At 63.0% G+C, this 15,469-nt stretch carries 14 protein-coding genes; 10 read left to right on the top strand and 4 right to left on the bottom strand.

The features are described from left to right. Positions 1-106: 106 nt before the first annotated feature. On the bottom strand, positions 107-736 hold the full coding sequence (locus tag ASF04_RS20370) for a LysE family translocator (protein WP_056145997.1): 630 nt from the start codon (positions 734-736) through the stop codon (positions 107-109). A 166-nt stretch (positions 737-902) separates the two neighbouring features. Here ASF04_RS20370 and ASF04_RS20375 point away from each other — a divergent pair, with 166 nt between their 5' ends. Together ASF04_RS20375 and ASF04_RS20380 are read left to right on the top strand one after the other, a co-directional pair. Beyond that, positions 903-3,782, top strand: a complete 2,880-nt coding sequence (locus ASF04_RS20375; protein WP_082488903.1) for a hybrid sensor histidine kinase/response regulator — start codon at positions 903-905, stop codon at positions 3,780-3,782. 70 nt (positions 3,783-3,852) lie between these two features. After that, positions 3,853-5,229 carry an MFS transporter gene (locus ASF04_RS20380; protein WP_056145999.1) on the top strand — a complete coding sequence of 459 codons (1,377 nt, stop codon included), beginning with the start codon at positions 3,853-3,855 and terminating at the stop codon, positions 5,227-5,229. On the opposite strand, the gene ASF04_RS20385 is transcribed toward ASF04_RS20380, so the two are convergent. Next, on the bottom strand, positions 5,226-6,119 hold the full coding sequence (locus ASF04_RS20385; protein ID WP_056146004.1) for a LysR family transcriptional regulator: 894 nt from the start codon (positions 6,117-6,119) through the stop codon (positions 5,226-5,228). The genes ASF04_RS20380 and ASF04_RS20385 overlap by 4 nt on opposite strands. Before the next feature lie 126 nt (positions 6,120-6,245). Here ASF04_RS20385 and ASF04_RS20390 point away from each other — a divergent pair, with 126 nt between their 5' ends. From ASF04_RS20390 to ASF04_RS20405, 4 genes are all read left to right on the top strand, one after another. Then, a complete protein-coding gene (locus ASF04_RS20390) occupies positions 6,246-6,845 on the top strand; it encodes an FMN-dependent NADH-azoreductase (RefSeq protein WP_056146007.1) in 600 nt (199 codons plus the stop codon). A gap of 35 nt (positions 6,846-6,880) precedes the next feature. Further along, positions 6,881-7,762 carry a pirin family protein gene (locus ASF04_RS20395; protein WP_056146010.1) on the top strand — a complete coding sequence of 294 codons (882 nt, stop codon included), beginning with the start codon at positions 6,881-6,883 and terminating at the stop codon, positions 7,760-7,762. 101 nt (positions 7,763-7,863) lie between these two features. Beyond that, a complete protein-coding gene (locus ASF04_RS20400; RefSeq protein WP_056146013.1) occupies positions 7,864-8,196 on the top strand; it encodes a multidrug efflux SMR transporter in 333 nt (110 codons plus the stop codon). Between the two features lie 29 nt (positions 8,197-8,225). After that, positions 8,226-8,693 carry a hypothetical protein gene (locus ASF04_RS20405; RefSeq protein WP_056146016.1) on the top strand — a complete coding sequence of 156 codons (468 nt, stop codon included), beginning with the start codon at positions 8,226-8,228 and terminating at the stop codon, positions 8,691-8,693. An 8-nt stretch (positions 8,694-8,701) separates the two neighbouring features. Here ASF04_RS20405 and ASF04_RS28325 read toward each other — a convergent pair whose 3' ends face one another. Continuing rightward, a complete protein-coding gene (locus tag ASF04_RS28325; protein ID WP_229205143.1) occupies positions 8,702-9,790 on the bottom strand; it encodes a DUF1906 domain-containing protein in 1,089 nt (362 codons plus the stop codon). A gap of 180 nt (positions 9,791-9,970) precedes the next feature. Here ASF04_RS28325 and ASF04_RS20415 point away from each other — a divergent pair, with 180 nt between their 5' ends. The 3 genes from ASF04_RS20415 (at position 9,971) to ASF04_RS20425 (ending at position 14,665) form a co-directional block, all read left to right on the top strand. Continuing rightward, positions 9,971-13,240 (top strand): winged helix-turn-helix domain-containing protein, encoded by a 3,270-nt coding sequence (locus ASF04_RS20415; RefSeq protein WP_056146019.1) that lies wholly within the window; start codon positions 9,971-9,973, stop codon positions 13,238-13,240. Beyond that, the gene (locus ASF04_RS20420; RefSeq protein WP_056146022.1) at positions 13,237-13,605 is read left to right on the top strand and encodes a hypothetical protein; all 369 of its coding nucleotides are present in this window, start codon (positions 13,237-13,239) and stop codon (positions 13,603-13,605) included. Before ASF04_RS20415 ends, ASF04_RS20420 begins: the two co-directional genes overlap by 4 nt. Before the next feature lie 91 nt (positions 13,606-13,696). Beyond that, a complete protein-coding gene (locus ASF04_RS20425; protein WP_082488904.1) occupies positions 13,697-14,665 on the top strand; it encodes a succinylglutamate desuccinylase/aspartoacylase family protein in 969 nt (322 codons plus the stop codon). Here the strand turns inward: ASF04_RS20425 and sugE are convergent. Further along, entirely contained in the window at positions 14,662-14,979 is a 318-nt protein-coding gene (gene sugE, locus ASF04_RS20430) for a quaternary ammonium compound efflux SMR transporter SugE (RefSeq protein ID WP_056146025.1), read from the bottom strand. The genes ASF04_RS20425 and sugE overlap by 4 nt on opposite strands. A gap of 113 nt (positions 14,980-15,092) precedes the next feature. On the opposite strand from sugE, the gene ASF04_RS20435 reads away from it, so the two are divergent. After that, the gene (locus tag ASF04_RS20435; protein ID WP_056146027.1) at positions 15,093-15,452 is read left to right on the top strand and encodes a DUF1304 domain-containing protein; all 360 of its coding nucleotides are present in this window, start codon (positions 15,093-15,095) and stop codon (positions 15,450-15,452) included. Positions 15,453-15,469 lie beyond the last annotated feature (17 nt).

The following is a 15,469-nucleotide window of genomic DNA, read 5'->3' on the forward strand; positions in this document are numbered from 1 at the left end:
CCGCGGCACATACGGCGCGGGCGGAAAGGTTTCAAATCGGGAGAGACTTGAAAGAGCAAGTGCAGTATCTCCCCTCAACATGACGGCGTGATGACATCAACACGCGCTATCTCGAAATAATCAGTTTTAATCCCAGGCCCACGAATACCGCCCCCGCCACCCGGTCCATCCACATGCCGGCGCCGGGGTGGCGATTGATCCACGCCCCCACCGCGCCGGAAAAATAGCCGAGCAGCGAAAACAGCACCACCGCCTGCGCCGTGAACAGCAAGCCCAGTTGCGCGGTCTGCCAGCTGGCATCGCCGCGGTCGGCCACCACGAACTGCGGCAAAAACGACAGGAAGAACAGCACCACCTTGGGATTGATGGCATTGGCGAACAACCCCTTGGCAAACAGCCGCCCCAGGCTTTGGTCGGGCAAGCCGGCTTGCGCCACGCGCGCTCCGCCACGGCTGCGCAGCGCGCCGATGCCGAGCCACACCAGGTAAGCGCCGCCGATGATCTTCAATGCGGCAAACGCCGTAGGGGAAGCGGCGATCAGCGCGCTCACGCCTAGTGCGGCCAGCACCGTGTGACTCAGGCAGCCCAGCGCGCAGCCGATGCCGAACACCATGCCCTGGCGGCGGCCGCGCGAGACGCCCACGCTGAGCACCATCAGGTTGTCCGGGCCGGGCGAGATCGTAATCAGCAAGGCAGCACTGAGAAAACCGATGAACTGTTCTGGCGAAATTAACATGTGAAGGCTCGATAAAGGCTGGAACCCATGATGATAGCTGTCGCATGGGTATGTCACAACTACATCATATTTTCTGAAAACAACATGTTCTCGTATAAAATGACCGAATTCCTGCCTCCGCAACGGCGGCCGACATTCCTACATATCAATAACCAAAGCTTGCACGATGTACCACGCGCTGAGCGCCTTTGCGGGCCAAGTCCCCCGCCACCTGTCGTCGCCGCTGCTATTGTTACGCATCTTGGCGCTGCTGCTGGCCGCGCTGTGCATTGCCGGTCCGACGCGCGCGCAGGCGTCGGCGTTGCCGCAAATTGGTCTCACCCACGCCGGCATCGATATCGCTCGCACCGGTAAGCTCTACCTGGACGAAGGCGAACTGGCGCCGGCCAGTGCCGGTGCGCTGCCGGCGCTGGTGGCCGGCCTGCGGCCTGCGGACAAGGTGGATTTGCTGGGTGGCGGCTACTGGCTGGTGGCCGAACTGCGCAACGACGGCGTGCTGACCGACTGGGTCATCGATCCCAACGACACCCTGATCGACGTGGTCGACATCTACCTGTACCAGCCCGACGGCACGGTGCGGCTTTTGACAACCGGCTATCGCCAGCCGCACGATTACCTGCTCCACTACGGCAAGGATGTGCAGCTCGAACCGGGCAAAAGCTACCCGGTGCTGATCCGCTTCTCCAGCCCCTATTACGCGCGCACGCCGATGTTTACCGCGCTGCCGCGCAGCGAATACCAGCGCCTGGTGGCGCGCGAAAACGTCATGATCATCGGCTCCATCGGCGCGCTGCTGGCGCTCACGGTGTTCAATTTCTTCATCTACTCGATCACGCGCGACCGCTCGTCGCTGTACTACTCGCTGTACGTGCTGTGCTACGCGGTAGCCTGGGGCATGACCTTCCACCTGTCGGCCGACATGTTCGACTGGCACGACCTGCACTGGCATTACGTGCCGTTCTTCCTGCTGCCGGTGATCAGCACCCTGTTCTACACCAGCTTCCTGCGCCTGCGCGAGACCGCGCCGCGTCTGTTCCTGCTCAGCCGCGTCAACATCGTGCTGCCCTTGCTGACGCTGCCCTCGTGCTTTTTGGCGCTCAGCTACGCCCACACCATCGCCACCGTCGTCATCGCGATCTGGGTGTCGATGGCGCTGGTGACCGGCATCGTGGTGTGGCGCCGGGGCTATCAGCCGGCGCGTTTCTTCGTGCTCGGTTTCCTGGCGCTGCTGTTACCGAGTTTGGTGATCCTGCCGGCCAACGTGGGCCTGATCCCGGCGCTGGTGACCAACGCCCAGCTCTTCACGCTATTGGGCGGCACGCTCGATGGCGTGCTGCTGGCGTTTGCGCTGGCCGATCAGATTCGCCTGCTGCGCAACACCTTGGAACAACGCGTGCAGGAGCGCACGGCCGAACTGACCGAGGCCAAGGAACACGCCGAGGTGGTGAGCCGCCACCGCATCGATTTTCTGTCGGCCATGAGCCACGACATCCGCACCCCGCTGGCCGGCGTGATCGGCATGATCAAGTTTGCCATGCGCGACCAGTCGGTGCGCGGCCGGACCGAGGAATACCTGCGCATCGGCCTGCAAAACAGCGAGTCGCTGCTGGCCATCCTCAACGACATCCTCGACTTTTCCAAGATCGACGCCGGCCGCCTGTCGATCGAAACCGTGGACTTCGACCTGATCGCGCTGATCGACGACGCCATCGGCATCCTGCAAGGCCAGGCCGACGCCAAGAGCCTGCTGCTGCGCTGCGAACTGGCGCCGGACCTGCCGCGCTTCGTGCGCGGCGATCCCACCCGCCTGCGCCAGATCCTGCTCAATTTGCTCGGCAACGCCATCAAGTTCACCGACCGCGGCGAAGTGCGGCTGCATGCTTCCGCGCTCGATCCGGTCGCCGGTCTCACCAGCGTCAGCTTCGAGATCATCGACACCGGTCCGGGTATCCCGCCCGACACCCTGCCGCGCCTGTTCCAGAAATTCGAACAGGCCGACCATTCCACCACGCGCCGCTACGGCGGCACCGGCCTGGGACTGGCCATCTGCAAGGAGCTGGTGGAGCTGATGGATGGCGCCATCGCCGCCGAAAGCCGGGTGGGCGTGGGCTCGACCTTCAGCTTTACCCTGCCGCTGGCGGTGGGCGCCGCGCCGCTGGCCGGCCCGGACACGGGGCCGCACCGCGAGTACCACGCCTACCGACTGCGCATCCTGTGCGCCGAGGACGTGCGCACCAACCAGATCATCGTCAGCACGCTGCTCGAGAACATGGGCCACGACATCCGTATCGTGGAAAACGGCCTGCAGGCGCTGCATGCACTGGCCGAATCGGACTACGACCTGGTGCTGATGGACGGGCGCATGCCGATGATGGACGGCGAACAGGCCACGCGCCTGATCCGCGCCGGCGGCAACGAGGACTACCGCATGCGCGATGCCAGCATTCCGATCATCGCCCTCACCGCCAACGCCAGCGACCATGACCGCGCGCGCTACCTCGGCGTGGGCATGGACGGCTTCCTCAGCAAGCCGGTCGATGAACGCCTGCTCTACGACCAGATCGAAAAGATCATTGCCCTGCACCTGGCCCGTGGACGTCCGTTGCGTGCGGTCGATCCGGCGCAGCTGCCGTCCGCGTGCCATGCGGACCTCGACGCCCAGTTCGGCGTGGCGCCGGCGGCCTGCGCTGAAGATACCGGTGCCGGCAAGGCGGTGCAGATCATGCCGCTGGCCGGCCTGTCGCACAAGCATTTGCAGCGCATCACCGACGCCTTCCTCGACGAAGCGCCGCGCCGCCTGCGCACCGCGCGCGCGGCGGTCAGCGCCGGCAATGCGCAAGCGGCAGCCGCCGCCATCCACGCCCTGAAGGGCAGCGCCGGCTACCTCAGTTCCAACCACCTGCACGCGCTGTGCGCGGAACTCGAAGCGGAAGCGAACGCCGGCCGCATCGACCACGTGGCGCGCATGCTGGTGGAGGTGGAAGCGGCGCTGGACCAGGCGTGCACCGATTTGCAGGCCTCATCCACCGCTGCTGCTGCAGACTGAGGCCGCCGCCTGCAAGGCCGCCGCTTTTTTGCGACAATGGCAGGCTCAGTCACCCAAGCATCGGATTCGTATGACCACCACCTCCCTGGCCGACCGCGACGGCCTGCCGCCCGATGCGCGGCGCTGGGCCATGCTGTCGGTCGCCATCGGCGTGGGCATGGCCTCGCTCGACACGGCAATCGCCAACACCGCGCTGCCGGCCATTGCCGAACAGTTGAACGCCACCCCGGCCGCCTCGGTCTGGATTATCAATGTCTATCAGCTGGCGATGGTCGCCACCCTGCTGCCGTTCGCCGCGCTCGGTGAAGTGATCGGCTACCGCAAGGTGGCCATCTTCGGCATGGCCTTGTTCACCCTGGCGTCGCTGGCCTGCGCGCTTGCGTGGTCGCTGCCGTCTCTGGTCGCCGCCCGGCTGTTCCAGGGCGTGGGCGGCGCGGCGCTGATGGGAGTGAATACCGCGCTGCTGCGGGCGATCTATCCGGCCAAGCTGGCCGGGCGCGGGTTCGGTTTCAATTCGCTGGTGGTGGCCACGTCGTTTGCCATCGGCCCCACTGCCGCGTCGCTGATCCTGGCCGTGGCCTCGTGGCCCTGGCTGTTCGCCATCAACGTGCCGCTGGGGCTCGTGGCGATTTTCATGGCGCGCCGCGCGCTGCCGGCCACCGCGCTGGCGGGCCACAAGATCGACGTGCTCACTGTCGTGTATAACATGTTCGCCTTCGGCCTCCTGATCCTGGCGTTTGGCGAAGGCGCGCACTTGCAGGACTGGCATACGCTGGTGCCGGAGATCGCGCTGACGGTGCTGTTTTTTGTGCTGCTGCTGCGGCGCCAGGCCGGCCATGCGGCGCCGATGCTGCCGGTGGACCTGTTCCGCCGGCCGTTGTTCGCGCTGTCGTCGCTCACCGCCATGTGCACGTTTGCCGCGCAGGGGCTGGCGTTCGTGTCGCTGCCATTCTTCTTCGAGCATACGCTGGGCCGCTCGCCGATCGAGACCGGATTCTTGATGACGCCGTGGGCGGTGCTGGTGGCGGTGATGGCGCCGATCGCCGGGCGCCTGAGCGACAAATATTCGCCCGGAGTATTGGGCGGGATCGGCCTGGCGCTGCTGTCTTCGGGCCTGGTGGCGATGCTGCTGTTGCCGCCAGCGCCGACCGCGTTCGACATCGGCTGGCGCATGGCGTGGTGCGGCATCGGCTTCGGCTTCTTCCAGGCGCCGAACCTGAAAGCGATCATGGGCAGCGCACCCAAATCGCGCGCGGGCAGCGCCAGCGGCATCGTCGCCACGTCGCGCCTGACCGGCCAGGCCACCGGCGCGGCGCTGGTGGCCTACTGCTTCACCATCTCGGCTACCAACGGCACCCGCTACGCGCTGATGCTGGGCGCAGCATTTGCCGGCGTAGCCTGCGTGGCAAGCTTCGCGCGCCTGGCTTTTACTGCCACCGACGACTAGGAACCTAAGGTAGCTTCCAGCGCATCGATGAATACCCGGGTCTTCGCGGGCATCAGCCGCCGCCCCGGGAACACGGCCCACGCGGTCACCTGCGGGAACGACCACTCGGGCAGCACCCGCACCAGCGCGCCCTTCTCCACGTACGGCCGTGCAATCGGCTCGGTGGAAGCGCCAATGCCGATACCGACGCTGGCCATGCGCACCACCAGCTCCGGCGAATTGGCCAGCACCCGCACCGGCAACTCGCGCTCCCAGCGTACCTTGCCGCGTTCCAGCGTCCAGCGTACCAGGCCGTTCAAGCGTGGCGGCAAGCTCAATATGTCGTGGCGAAACAGGTCGTCGGGATGCTCGGGCAGGCCGCGCACGCTGGCGTACCCGGGCGCCGCGTACAGCGCCAGCGAACTGCCCAGGATGCGGCGCGCAGCCAGCGTGGCGTCGTCCGGCAGGTCGCCCATGCGGATCGCCAGGTCGTAGTTCTCCGCCACCAGGTCTACCCGGCGCGGCGACAAATCCAGCTCCAGCGAGATCGCCGGATATTTTTGCAGGAAGGTCGCCAGCATTTCGCTCAGCGCCAGGTTGGCGAAATCGGCCGGCATCGATACCCGCAGCAAGCCGCCCGGCGCGCCCTGCCGGTGCTGCGCCAGCGCGCCCGCCGCTTCGGTTTCGTCGGCCACGCGGCGCGCGTGCTCCAGCAGGCTCGAACCGAACTCGGTGAGCATCAGCTTGCGCGTGGTGCGCTGGAGCAGTCGCTCGCCCAGGTGCGCCTCCAATAACGAAATGCGGCGCGAGACGGTGGACTTGGGCAACTGCACGCGCTCGGCAGCCAGGCTGAAACTGCCGCATTCGACGATGCGGGCGAACAGCAGCAGGTCGGCGGGATCGATATCCATGATGATTGTTCCATTGGTGGATGAATGTTATCCATTTTAAGGGATTCCGCATTGGTTTTGAAACGATTAAAGTAACTCCATCGCAGCACACAACCCGCAGTGCACAACCATTACAGGAGCCCCACCATGAACATCTTGCAAATCAACTCCAGCGCCCGCAGCACCGGTTCCGAATCGACCCGTCTGGCCGACGCCATCGTCGCCAGGCTGCAGGCCGCCAATCCCGGCGCTACCGTGGCGCGCCGCGACCTGGCCGCCACGCCACACCCGTTGCTGGACGAAGCCGCACTGCAAGCGCTGTTCACTCCGGCCGACCAGCGCACCACGGAACAAGCCGCCCGCGTGGCGCTTGACGACGCCCTGATCGCCCAGGTGCAGGCGGCAGACGCCATCGTGATCGGTTCGCCGATGTACAACTTCGGCATCACGGTGCAGCTGAAAGCCTGGTTCGACGCGATTGCCCGCGCCGGCGTGACGTTCAAATACGGCGCCACCGGTCCGATCGGCCTGGTCACCGGTAAAAAAGTGTATGTCGCGATCGCCCGTGGCGGTTTGCACCGCGATGGTCCGAGCGACACCCAGCTGCCGCACCTGAAAATGTTCCTGTCCTTCCTGGGCATGACCGATGTGCAGTTCGTGTACGCGGAAGGCCTGGGCATGGGTCCCGAAGCCGTAGCAAAAGCGCAGGCGCAGGCCGACGCCGACATCAACGCCGTGCTGGTGTAATCGACTTTGTCATCAACGTTAAAAGGAGCAGCGCCATGAACAACGTAGCAAGTGATACCGTCAACCGCGAACGCGGCGTGGAACGCGTGCTGGCCGGCCAGTCCGTGATGGATGGCGCTGGCGTGAAGATCAACCGCGTGGTCACGCAGCCGCTGCAACGCCGGCTCGATCCGTTCCTGATGCTCGACAATTTCGCCAGCGGCGAAGCCAACGACTACATCGCCGGCTTCCCCAGCCATCCGCACCGGGGCTTCGAGACCGTGACCTATATGCTGGAAGGCCGCATGCGCCACAAGGACAGCGCCGGCAACGAGGGGCTGCTCACCAACGGCGGCGTGCAATGGATGACCGCGGGCCGTGGCGTGATCCACTCCGAGATGCCCGAGCAGCAGGAAGGCCGGATGGAAGGCTTCCAGTTGTGGCTCAATTTGCCGGCCAGGGACAAGCTGCGCGACCCGTGGTACCGCGACTTCAACGGCGACGAGCTGCCGCGCTTTGTCACCGCCGCCGGCGTCAGCGTCAAGGTCATCGCCGGCAGCAGCCATGGCGTGGCGGGCGCGGTGCAGCGCGAGGTGACCGAACCGATTTATCTCGACGTCGAGATACCGGCCGGCGCGTCGTTCAGCCAGGTGCTGCCCGCCGGGCATAACGCATTCGTGTTCGCCTATCGCGGCGCGGTGCGGTTGGGCGACAAGGACGTGGCGGCCGGCCGCATGGCGATCCTGGCCAACACCGAGGGCGCGGACGGCATCAACGTCCACGCGCTGGAAGCGAGCCGTCTGATCCTGGTGGCCGGCAAACCGCTGAACGAGCCGATCGCCCAATACGGCCCGTTCGTGATGAACACGCAAGCCGAGGTGTTCCAGGCGGTTGAAGACTTCCGGGGCGGTAAGCTGGGCGAAGAAGCACACGTTTGATGGGCAATGCACGGCGTGTGCGCACAGTTTGCCGGTTCTGAACAGTCTGGTGCGCTCCCGGGGCGCCGTGCATAATGCGGCAACAACCTCGGGAGCACCTCATGAAGAACTGGCTTTTCCTTGCCATCGCCATCGTTTCGGAAACCATCGCCACCTCGGCCCTCAAGTCCAGCGCGGGATTCACCCGGTTGATGCCATCGCTGCTGGTGGTGGCCGGCTACGGCATCGCCTTCTATTTTCTTTCGCTCACCCTGCGCACCATCCCGATCGGCATCGCCTACGCGGTGTGGTCGGGCGTGGGCATTGTGCTGATCGCGCTGGTGGGCTGGCTGGTGTTCGGACAGAAGCTCGATATGCCCGCGCTGCTGGGCATGGGGCTGATCGTGGCCGGCGTGGTGGTGATGAACGTGTTTTCCAGGACCGCCCAGCATTGAAAATGTCCGTCTCGGGATAAAATACGCGGATGAATCCCTTATTCCTGAAATGGCTGCGCAAGCTGAGCTACATGCTCGGTTTTGAAACCGTATCGTCCTTCCCGCCCGGCCATCCGTACGAGCGCACGCGCTGGAACGCCGCCTACTTCGACATCGCCTCCTACGTCAAACCCGACGCAATCGAGCACCGGCTGTGCGAAGCGATTACCAACACGCCGCTGGTGTTCGGCCAGATCGACAATCCCACGCCGCGCATGCAGCGCGCGCTGCTGGCGGTGCTGGAAGAACGCATGCGCCACAACCGCGGCCGCGCCACCGAACTGGCCGTGCAACTGGTACACGCCTACGACAGCGCCCACATCACCGAGGTGATCCCCGGCCTGCGCGCCCAGGTGGCCAGCACCCGCCACGACGACATCGGCGAACGCGCCCGCAGCGTGATGGCGTTCCTCTCCTCCACCCAGTCGCCGTTCGACGTCATCGACATGCAGGCCTAGGTTTTTAATTAAAGAATCTGGAAAAAGCCGGTAGGAAAACCCTCGTTGCTGCGCGCCAGCTCGACGTGGATGCGGCGGCCGTCGTCAACCGGCAGCACTGCGGGCGCCAGTTGCTTGAGGTTGAACGACTCGAACTTCGACGCATCGGGCGCCGGCTGGGTCTTGTCCGGCGCCGGCGCCAGCCAGCTCAGCGTCGCCAGGCCGGCACTGACCATGGCCTCGCAACACGCAGCCGAGCCGTACACCCCGACCTGGTACACCGGCTCGCCCGGCCGTGCCGCCTTGAACGCCTGGTTGATACCTTCGAAATAGCGCGTGATCGGACCGGCGATATCGTCCGAGTTGGGATTGCAATCCACCTCGAAATAGATGGCCGAGCCCGACGGCTGGGTGATGCCCGACTGCGCCATCAAATACGCTGATGCGCCATCGGCCATGCCCTGTGCCCGGCTGAACGAATGCAGGTGGGCGCCGATGGTCTCCCACACCACGCCGATGTGGATGCCGGCATCGGTCAGCGCCCGCGCTTCGGCCATCGACAAATTCTTGCTCGCGCTATGGCTGTAGTAGCGAATGGCAAAATCGATCCCCTGTTGCTTGATTGATATCGCGTGCTGCGTCAGTTCGAAAGCGGCTTTCACGCCGGTGAGGACAACCATGGGTGCTCCAGTAGGAATGGTGGATGAAGGCGCGGGAACCGACCGCAGGCGTGGCATCGGACCAGGCAGTGCCGCCGGCTCGACCCGCTCGATGCGCACCCGGTAGCCGTGTACCGGCACGCGGATCCGCAACGGATTGCCGCGTCCCTCGCCGACGTAGTACTGGGCGAGCTTGCTGCGCAGGCGCACCAGTTGCAGCCCGACCACGGGGTCGTCGGCGGGATCGAAGTCAGTGACTGAGCGGCCGAATACCTCGACCCCGATCGAGTAAGCGTTGTACAGCTGCTCGTCGCGGTGACGCACCAGGTAGTCGAGCAACTGGTAGCTGGAACCGGCGTAGGCGAACGTGCGGCTGACCGCGATCCGGTGCAGTTCGGCACGCACATCGTTGGCGTGCGGCGCGCAGGCGGCAAACGGCGCGCGGCGCGCCGATGTCACACTTAACGCAACAGTGGAAGAAGAATGTTTAATAGTTTCTCCAGCTTAATGTTATATTCTCAAAAATGATGCAGCGATGAAAGAACTTTACCCGGACAGCATCAAAACCGCCTTCTGGAAACCTTCCCTGGCATAAGTCTTTGATTAATTGGAGTTTTATTTCTTTCCTAGAAGGTTAGTTTGAACCATAAGAGCTTCCGTTTTGGTCAATGGCGTGTCGATCCCGCCACCAATACGCTCAACTCCGGTGAACTGAGCCGGCAGATCGAGCCGCGCGCGATGGATGTTTTGTTACATTTGGCGCGGCATCCGCACACGGTGATCTCGGCCGAGACCCTGCTCGACGCCTGTTGGGGCGACTCCCCGGCAAGCGACAACGCGGTGCATAAAATCATCACCCAGCTGCGCCGGGCGCTTGACGATTCGGCCTCCGAGCCACGCTATATCGAGACCATCCGCAAGCGCGGCTACCGCCTGGTTGCCGAGCTCAGCTATGAAGACGACGTCAGCCAGGGCAGCTGGACCCATGCCTCGCCGTTCCGTGGCCTGGAAGCATTCGAGGAACAGCACGCGGCGATTTTCTACGGCCGCAAGCTCAGCGTCGACCGCCTGGTGCAGGTCGTGGTGGACCAGGTCCAGGCCGCCTGTGCGATGGTGCTGGTGCTGGGACCGTCCGGCGCCGGCAAGACCTCGCTGATCCAGGCTGGCCTGATTCCCGCTCTGAAAGCCGGCGCCGCCCCGGCCGAAGCGGGCGTTGCCATTACCGACCATGTGCAGATCGACTGCGCCGACATGGGCCAGTCCGGCCTGCTGGAAACCCTGGCCAGCACCCTGCTCGACGCCGAGATCGACGGCCGCCAATTGTTCGAAAACACCAGCGCCGCCGCGCTGGCAAACTACTTGGCGCAGGATTTGCCGGGGCTGATCGCCCATTTGCAGGCCGCGCTGCCGAGCTTGCGGCTGGTGTTGTTCATCGACCGCTTCGAAGCCATCTTCCGCCTGCCGCACGTGACCGCGCAAGAACGCGAAGTCTTCATCGACGTACTGGACCAGCTGGCGCGCTCCGGCTGCCTGCTGCTGATCCTGGCCTGCCGCAACGATTTTTATCCGCAGTTGACCGCCTATTCGGCGCTGATGAATGTCAAACTGCGCGGCGGCCACTTCGACCTGGCGCCACCAGGCAGCGCCGACATCACCCAGATCGTCCGTCACCCGGCCCAGGCTGCGCAACTGCGCTACACGGTGGACGAACAAGGCGAGGCGCTTGACGACGTGCTGTGCAGCGCCGCCCGGTCCGGCCCCGACACCCTGCCCTTGTTGCAATACTGCCTGCAAGAACTTTACCGCCAGCGCACAGACAATGGCGAGCTGACCCACGCCGCCTTCCACGCCATGGGCGGCCTGGAAGGCGCCATCGGCGCCCGCGCCGAGCAAGTCATTTCCAGCCTGGGCCCGGCACAAATCGCCGCCCTGCCGCAACTGCTCTCGCGCCTGGTGCTGGTGGCCGAAGACGACACCACGGTCACCTCGCGCCGCGTGCCGTGGTCCGATGTCTCGAACGACGACGAAACCAAACTGGTGCAAGCGCTGGTGGACGCCCACCTGTTCGTGAGCGACCTGCACGGCGGCGCCCCGGCCTTCGGCATCGCCCACGAAGCCTTGCTGCGGCGCTGGCCGCGCGTGGTGGCATGGGTGGAAGAACACCGACAGTCGCTGCAAACCCACAGCCGCATCAGCGCCCAGGCGCGGCGCTGGCAGGACAGCGGCCGCAAACGCGATATGTTGCTGCCATCGGGCACGCAGGCGAACCAGGCGCGCGAGCTGGTCAAGGCGGGAGTCTTCAGGTTTGCGCCGGAGGAACGCAGTTTTATCGACTCGTCGCTGGCAGGTGCACGGCGGGCGGAGCGCTTGCGCCTCGGCGTGATGGTGCTGATGAGTTGCCTGGTGCTGCTGGCAGCGGCGATGGGATTAAAGGCGCGGTCGGCGCAGGTGGAGGCCGAAGCGCACCGGACCGAGGCTGAGGGGCTGATGGGGTTCATGCTGGGGGAGTTTGTCGAGAAATTAAGACCGTTGGGTAAGCTCGATTTGCTCGATACGGTGAGTACAAGGGCGCTGTCGTATTTGTCAGCGCCCGGGCGCAATGGCGATAGCAAGGCCGACCTGATGCAGCGCGCGAAGTCGCTGCAGATCATCGCCGAGGTTCAACTGGCGCGCAGCGACAAGGAATCGGCCATCAAATCACTGAATACCAGCCGCGCGATTCTTTCCAAGTTGCTTGAAAAACATCGTGACGATCCGGCGGTGCTGAAAAGTGCCGGCCAAAGCGCTTACTGGCTGGGGCAAATTCAATTTGATGCCCAAGACTTGGTGGGCGCGCAGCGTCATTTTGGAGAGTACCGAGAATATAGCGACCAGCGGGCTCACCTCGATCCTTCCGATGTGGATGGCTGGATTGAGCAGTCGTATGCGCGTAATAACTTGGGAAGTGTGGCACTGCGACGCGGAGACCCACAACGTGCATCCCTGGAGTTTGCCCACTCCGTGCAATTGAAGACGCGCGCGTCGCAAAGCTCCCCTGAAAATAAGCAGCTCATTTCCGATCTTGCCGATAGCCTTTCATGGCAGGCGAGTGCGCAAATCCAACTTGGCAATCTTAATACGGCAGACAGCTTGCAACGTCAACAATTACAGCTATTGGAAAAATTGAACCGGGCCGATCCTGGCGCGGCTGTATGGGTCAAGCGCTTGGCGGCTGCAAAATCTCGGCGCTCCGAGCTAAAGCAGGCCCAAGGCAATATGGTCGAAAGTTATGATGATGCCAAACAAGCGTACGACTTGCACCTCAAGGCTTACGAGCGAGACCCCAGCAATAAAACCTGGCAGCGCTTGTTGTATTTATCTGAGATGCGGGTACTCGATACGTCGCCTGTCAAAATTTCCAACGATGAGACGCTGAGGCGATGGAATGACTTACAAATGCGACTGGAGCGATTAATCGCTGCGGAGCCCAATAGCAAGAATTTAAAGGCATCAATAATTTTAATTCACCAGCGCAAGATTAGAGCCATGCTACGCAATTACAACTTCAGAATGGCAGAGCAAGAAAACAGTTTAGCGGATGATAAGTTGCGTGCTATTAATGCGGAAAGCGCATCTGATCCCGCAACACGGGGGGTCTGGTTCGATAGCCTTTTACTCAAGGCAGATATTAATGTGCTTCAAGGCAGCAGCAACAACACACCTTGCCGGACATTACGCCAGAAATTACTTCCGCTTATTGCCAATACCCACGACTTCAAACTCCTGTCACCCTGGGTGAAAGTCAATGCCTGCCTAGCTAGCCCAGCAGAGTCTCAATCCGCCCAAGATGCCTTGCTGGCTATGGCCTACCGTGAACCTGATTATCTAGAATACATTTCAACCCACCCACTGAAGAAAGCGTCACAATGAAAACTGCGTATCCAATCACTCCTTTCATCAATATCCAAGTGTGGGTAAAGCGAAATAGCGACCAGGCCGGATATGAAGTCCGCTGCGAACCGGTCGTGCCTATGGTATTGCAGAAAGACACCGTCATCAATTATCAGATTGTTGAAACCTATGGACAAGACATCGTATTCAGCGGCCTTGAAGTCACGCCAGATGGTTTGAATCAGATTAGCATTCCATCGATCAGCCTGAGCGGCAAGCAGTTGACCGTCAGCGATGCCAATACCCAATGCTGTCGCCTCAACCTGTTCCTCGAATTTACGGACAAGACGCTGGGCCATAGTTTCAAACACGACCCTCAGGTCGAAAACGACACTCAGATATAACTATCCAAACTAGGGCAAGCCACTGCAGGTAATTCCTCCCAACTCCAGTCGCACATAAATGATGGGCAGGGGTGTGGAAGCACTGATATCAATGCATATATCGTCAGAACAATTCCTACCGCCAAGCTACTTCGAATATGCGAGAGGAAACGGACCCGGCCCACGCCTCATCATCACCGGCGCCATCCACGGCAACGAAACCTGCGGCACCGAGGCCATCACCCGCGTGCTGGCCGACCTCGACAGCGGCGCGCTGACCCTGCGCAGCGGCCGCGTCACCTTCGTCCCCATCACCAATCCCCTGGCCTACGCCAGGCGTACCCGCAACGGCGACCGCAATCTCAATCGCAACCTGTTCCCGACCGCGCACCCGCAGAACTTCGAAGACCACGTTGCCAACTGGCTATGCCCGCTACTGGCGCGGCATGACGTGCTGCTCGACCTGCATTCATTCAACGCGCCTGGTGAACCGTTCGTCATGGTCGGCCCGCGCAACAACACCGGCCCTCTCGAACCGTTCCAGCATGAACAGGCCGAGCGCGCACTGGCGCGCCATCTTGGCGTGCAGCGGTTTGTCGATGGGTGGTTGCGCACGTATGGCGACGGCGTGCGGCGCCGCCTGGATGACGCGCAGCAGATCGAGACCGTGCTGCGCTACGGCATAGGCACTACAGAATACATGCGCAGCACCGGCGGCTATGCGCTCACGCTCGAATGCGGCCAGCACCAGGATCCGCAAGCGCCCGAGGTGGCGTATCGCGCCATTCTGAACACGCTCGCCTTCCTGGGCATGACCGATGGCCCGCCACCGGCGCCCGTCGATCCGCACGCCATCGAGGCGCTGAGCATGGTGGCGGTGGTCGATAAAATCTCGGCCGGCGACAGGTTTTCGCGGCCGTGGCGCAGCTTCGATGTCGTTGCCAAAGGCGAGCGCATTGGCAAACGTGCAGATGGCACACCGGTGCTGGCAGGGTTCGACGGCCGCATGCTGTTTCCCGACAGCGCAGCGGTCGCTGGCGGAGAATGGTATTACCTGACCCGCACCAACCCTGAATTTTAAGCGTTGGTCAGTTTCAGGCCGATGATGCCGCCGATAATCATGGCGATGCACGCCAGGCGCATGGCGCTGGCCGGTTCGTCGAGCGCGACGATGCCGTAGATGACGGTGCCAACCGTGCCGATACCAGTCCAGATGGCGTAGGCGGTGCCCAGCGGCAGCGTGCGCAGCGCCAGGCCCAACATGCCGACGCTGCCAAGCATGGCGCTCAAGGTCCATAGCGTGGGCATCAGCTTGGTGAAGCCTGCCGTGTATTTCAGGCCGATGGCCCAGGCCACTTCGAGCAGGCCGGCGATGATGAGGATAATCCAGGTCATAAAAATCTCCAGGGCGCGGCAAGGTGGTCCCTGCCAGTCGGCGCGCAACACAAAAGTATACCATTCGCAACAATCTCGGAGATAATCATTGCTTAACAAAAACAGGAGCAAGCATGCAGTTACTGGCCCAGATCGTCACCGGCTTTGTCGCGCTGATACACATCTATATTGTCCTGCTGGAGACGGTACTGTTCGATACGCGCGGCCGCAAGGTGTTCGGCTTATCGACAGAAAAAGCGGAGATCGTGCGCCCCGCGATGTCCAACCAGGGCTGCTACAACGGCTTCTTGGTGGCGGCGCTGGTAGTCGGCTTTGCCCATCCGAATACCGTGGTGGGCTCGGCGTTCACCGTATTCGGCCTGTCCTGCGTGGCGGTGGCCGGCGTGTGGGGCGGTTTGACCGTCAAGCGCAGCATCCTGTTGATCCAGACCTTGCCGGCGGTGGTGGCGTTGGCTTTGCATTTTGCAGCGTAGGCAGGCGCAATCGCGAC

This window comes from Duganella sp. Leaf61, assembly GCF_001421905.1.
Lineage (GTDB): Bacteria > Pseudomonadota > Gammaproteobacteria > Burkholderiales > Burkholderiaceae_D > Rugamonas > Rugamonas zoogloeoides.

What these genes read in the sequence shown, in the direction of transcription:
- ASF04_RS20370 (WP_056145997.1), bottom strand. Translation starts at nt 736, where the DNA reads ATGTTAATTTCGCCAGAACAGTTCATCGGTTTTCTCAGTGCTGCCTTG.
- ASF04_RS20375 (WP_082488903.1), top strand. Translation starts at nt 903, where the DNA reads ATGTACCACGCGCTGAGCGCCTTTGCGGGCCAAGTCCCCCGCCACCTG.
- ASF04_RS20380 (WP_056145999.1), top strand. Translation starts at nt 3,853, where the DNA reads ATGACCACCACCTCCCTGGCCGACCGCGACGGCCTGCCGCCCGATGCG.
- ASF04_RS20385 (WP_056146004.1), bottom strand. Translation starts at nt 6,119, where the DNA reads ATGGATATCGATCCCGCCGACCTGCTGCTGTTCGCCCGCATCGTCGAA.
- ASF04_RS20390 (WP_056146007.1), top strand. Translation starts at nt 6,246, where the DNA reads ATGAACATCTTGCAAATCAACTCCAGCGCCCGCAGCACCGGTTCCGAA.
- ASF04_RS20395 (WP_056146010.1), top strand. Translation starts at nt 6,881, where the DNA reads ATGAACAACGTAGCAAGTGATACCGTCAACCGCGAACGCGGCGTGGAA.
- ASF04_RS20400 (WP_056146013.1), top strand. Translation starts at nt 7,864, where the DNA reads ATGAAGAACTGGCTTTTCCTTGCCATCGCCATCGTTTCGGAAACCATC.
- ASF04_RS20405 (WP_056146016.1), top strand. Translation starts at nt 8,226, where the DNA reads ATGAATCCCTTATTCCTGAAATGGCTGCGCAAGCTGAGCTACATGCTC.
- ASF04_RS20420 (WP_056146022.1), top strand. Translation starts at nt 13,237, where the DNA reads ATGAAAACTGCGTATCCAATCACTCCTTTCATCAATATCCAAGTGTGG.
- ASF04_RS20425 (WP_082488904.1), top strand. Translation starts at nt 13,697, where the DNA reads ATGCATATATCGTCAGAACAATTCCTACCGCCAAGCTACTTCGAATAT.
- sugE (WP_056146025.1), bottom strand. Translation starts at nt 14,979, where the DNA reads ATGACCTGGATTATCCTCATCATCGCCGGCCTGCTCGAAGTGGCCTGG.
- ASF04_RS20435 (WP_056146027.1), top strand. Translation starts at nt 15,093, where the DNA reads ATGCAGTTACTGGCCCAGATCGTCACCGGCTTTGTCGCGCTGATACAC.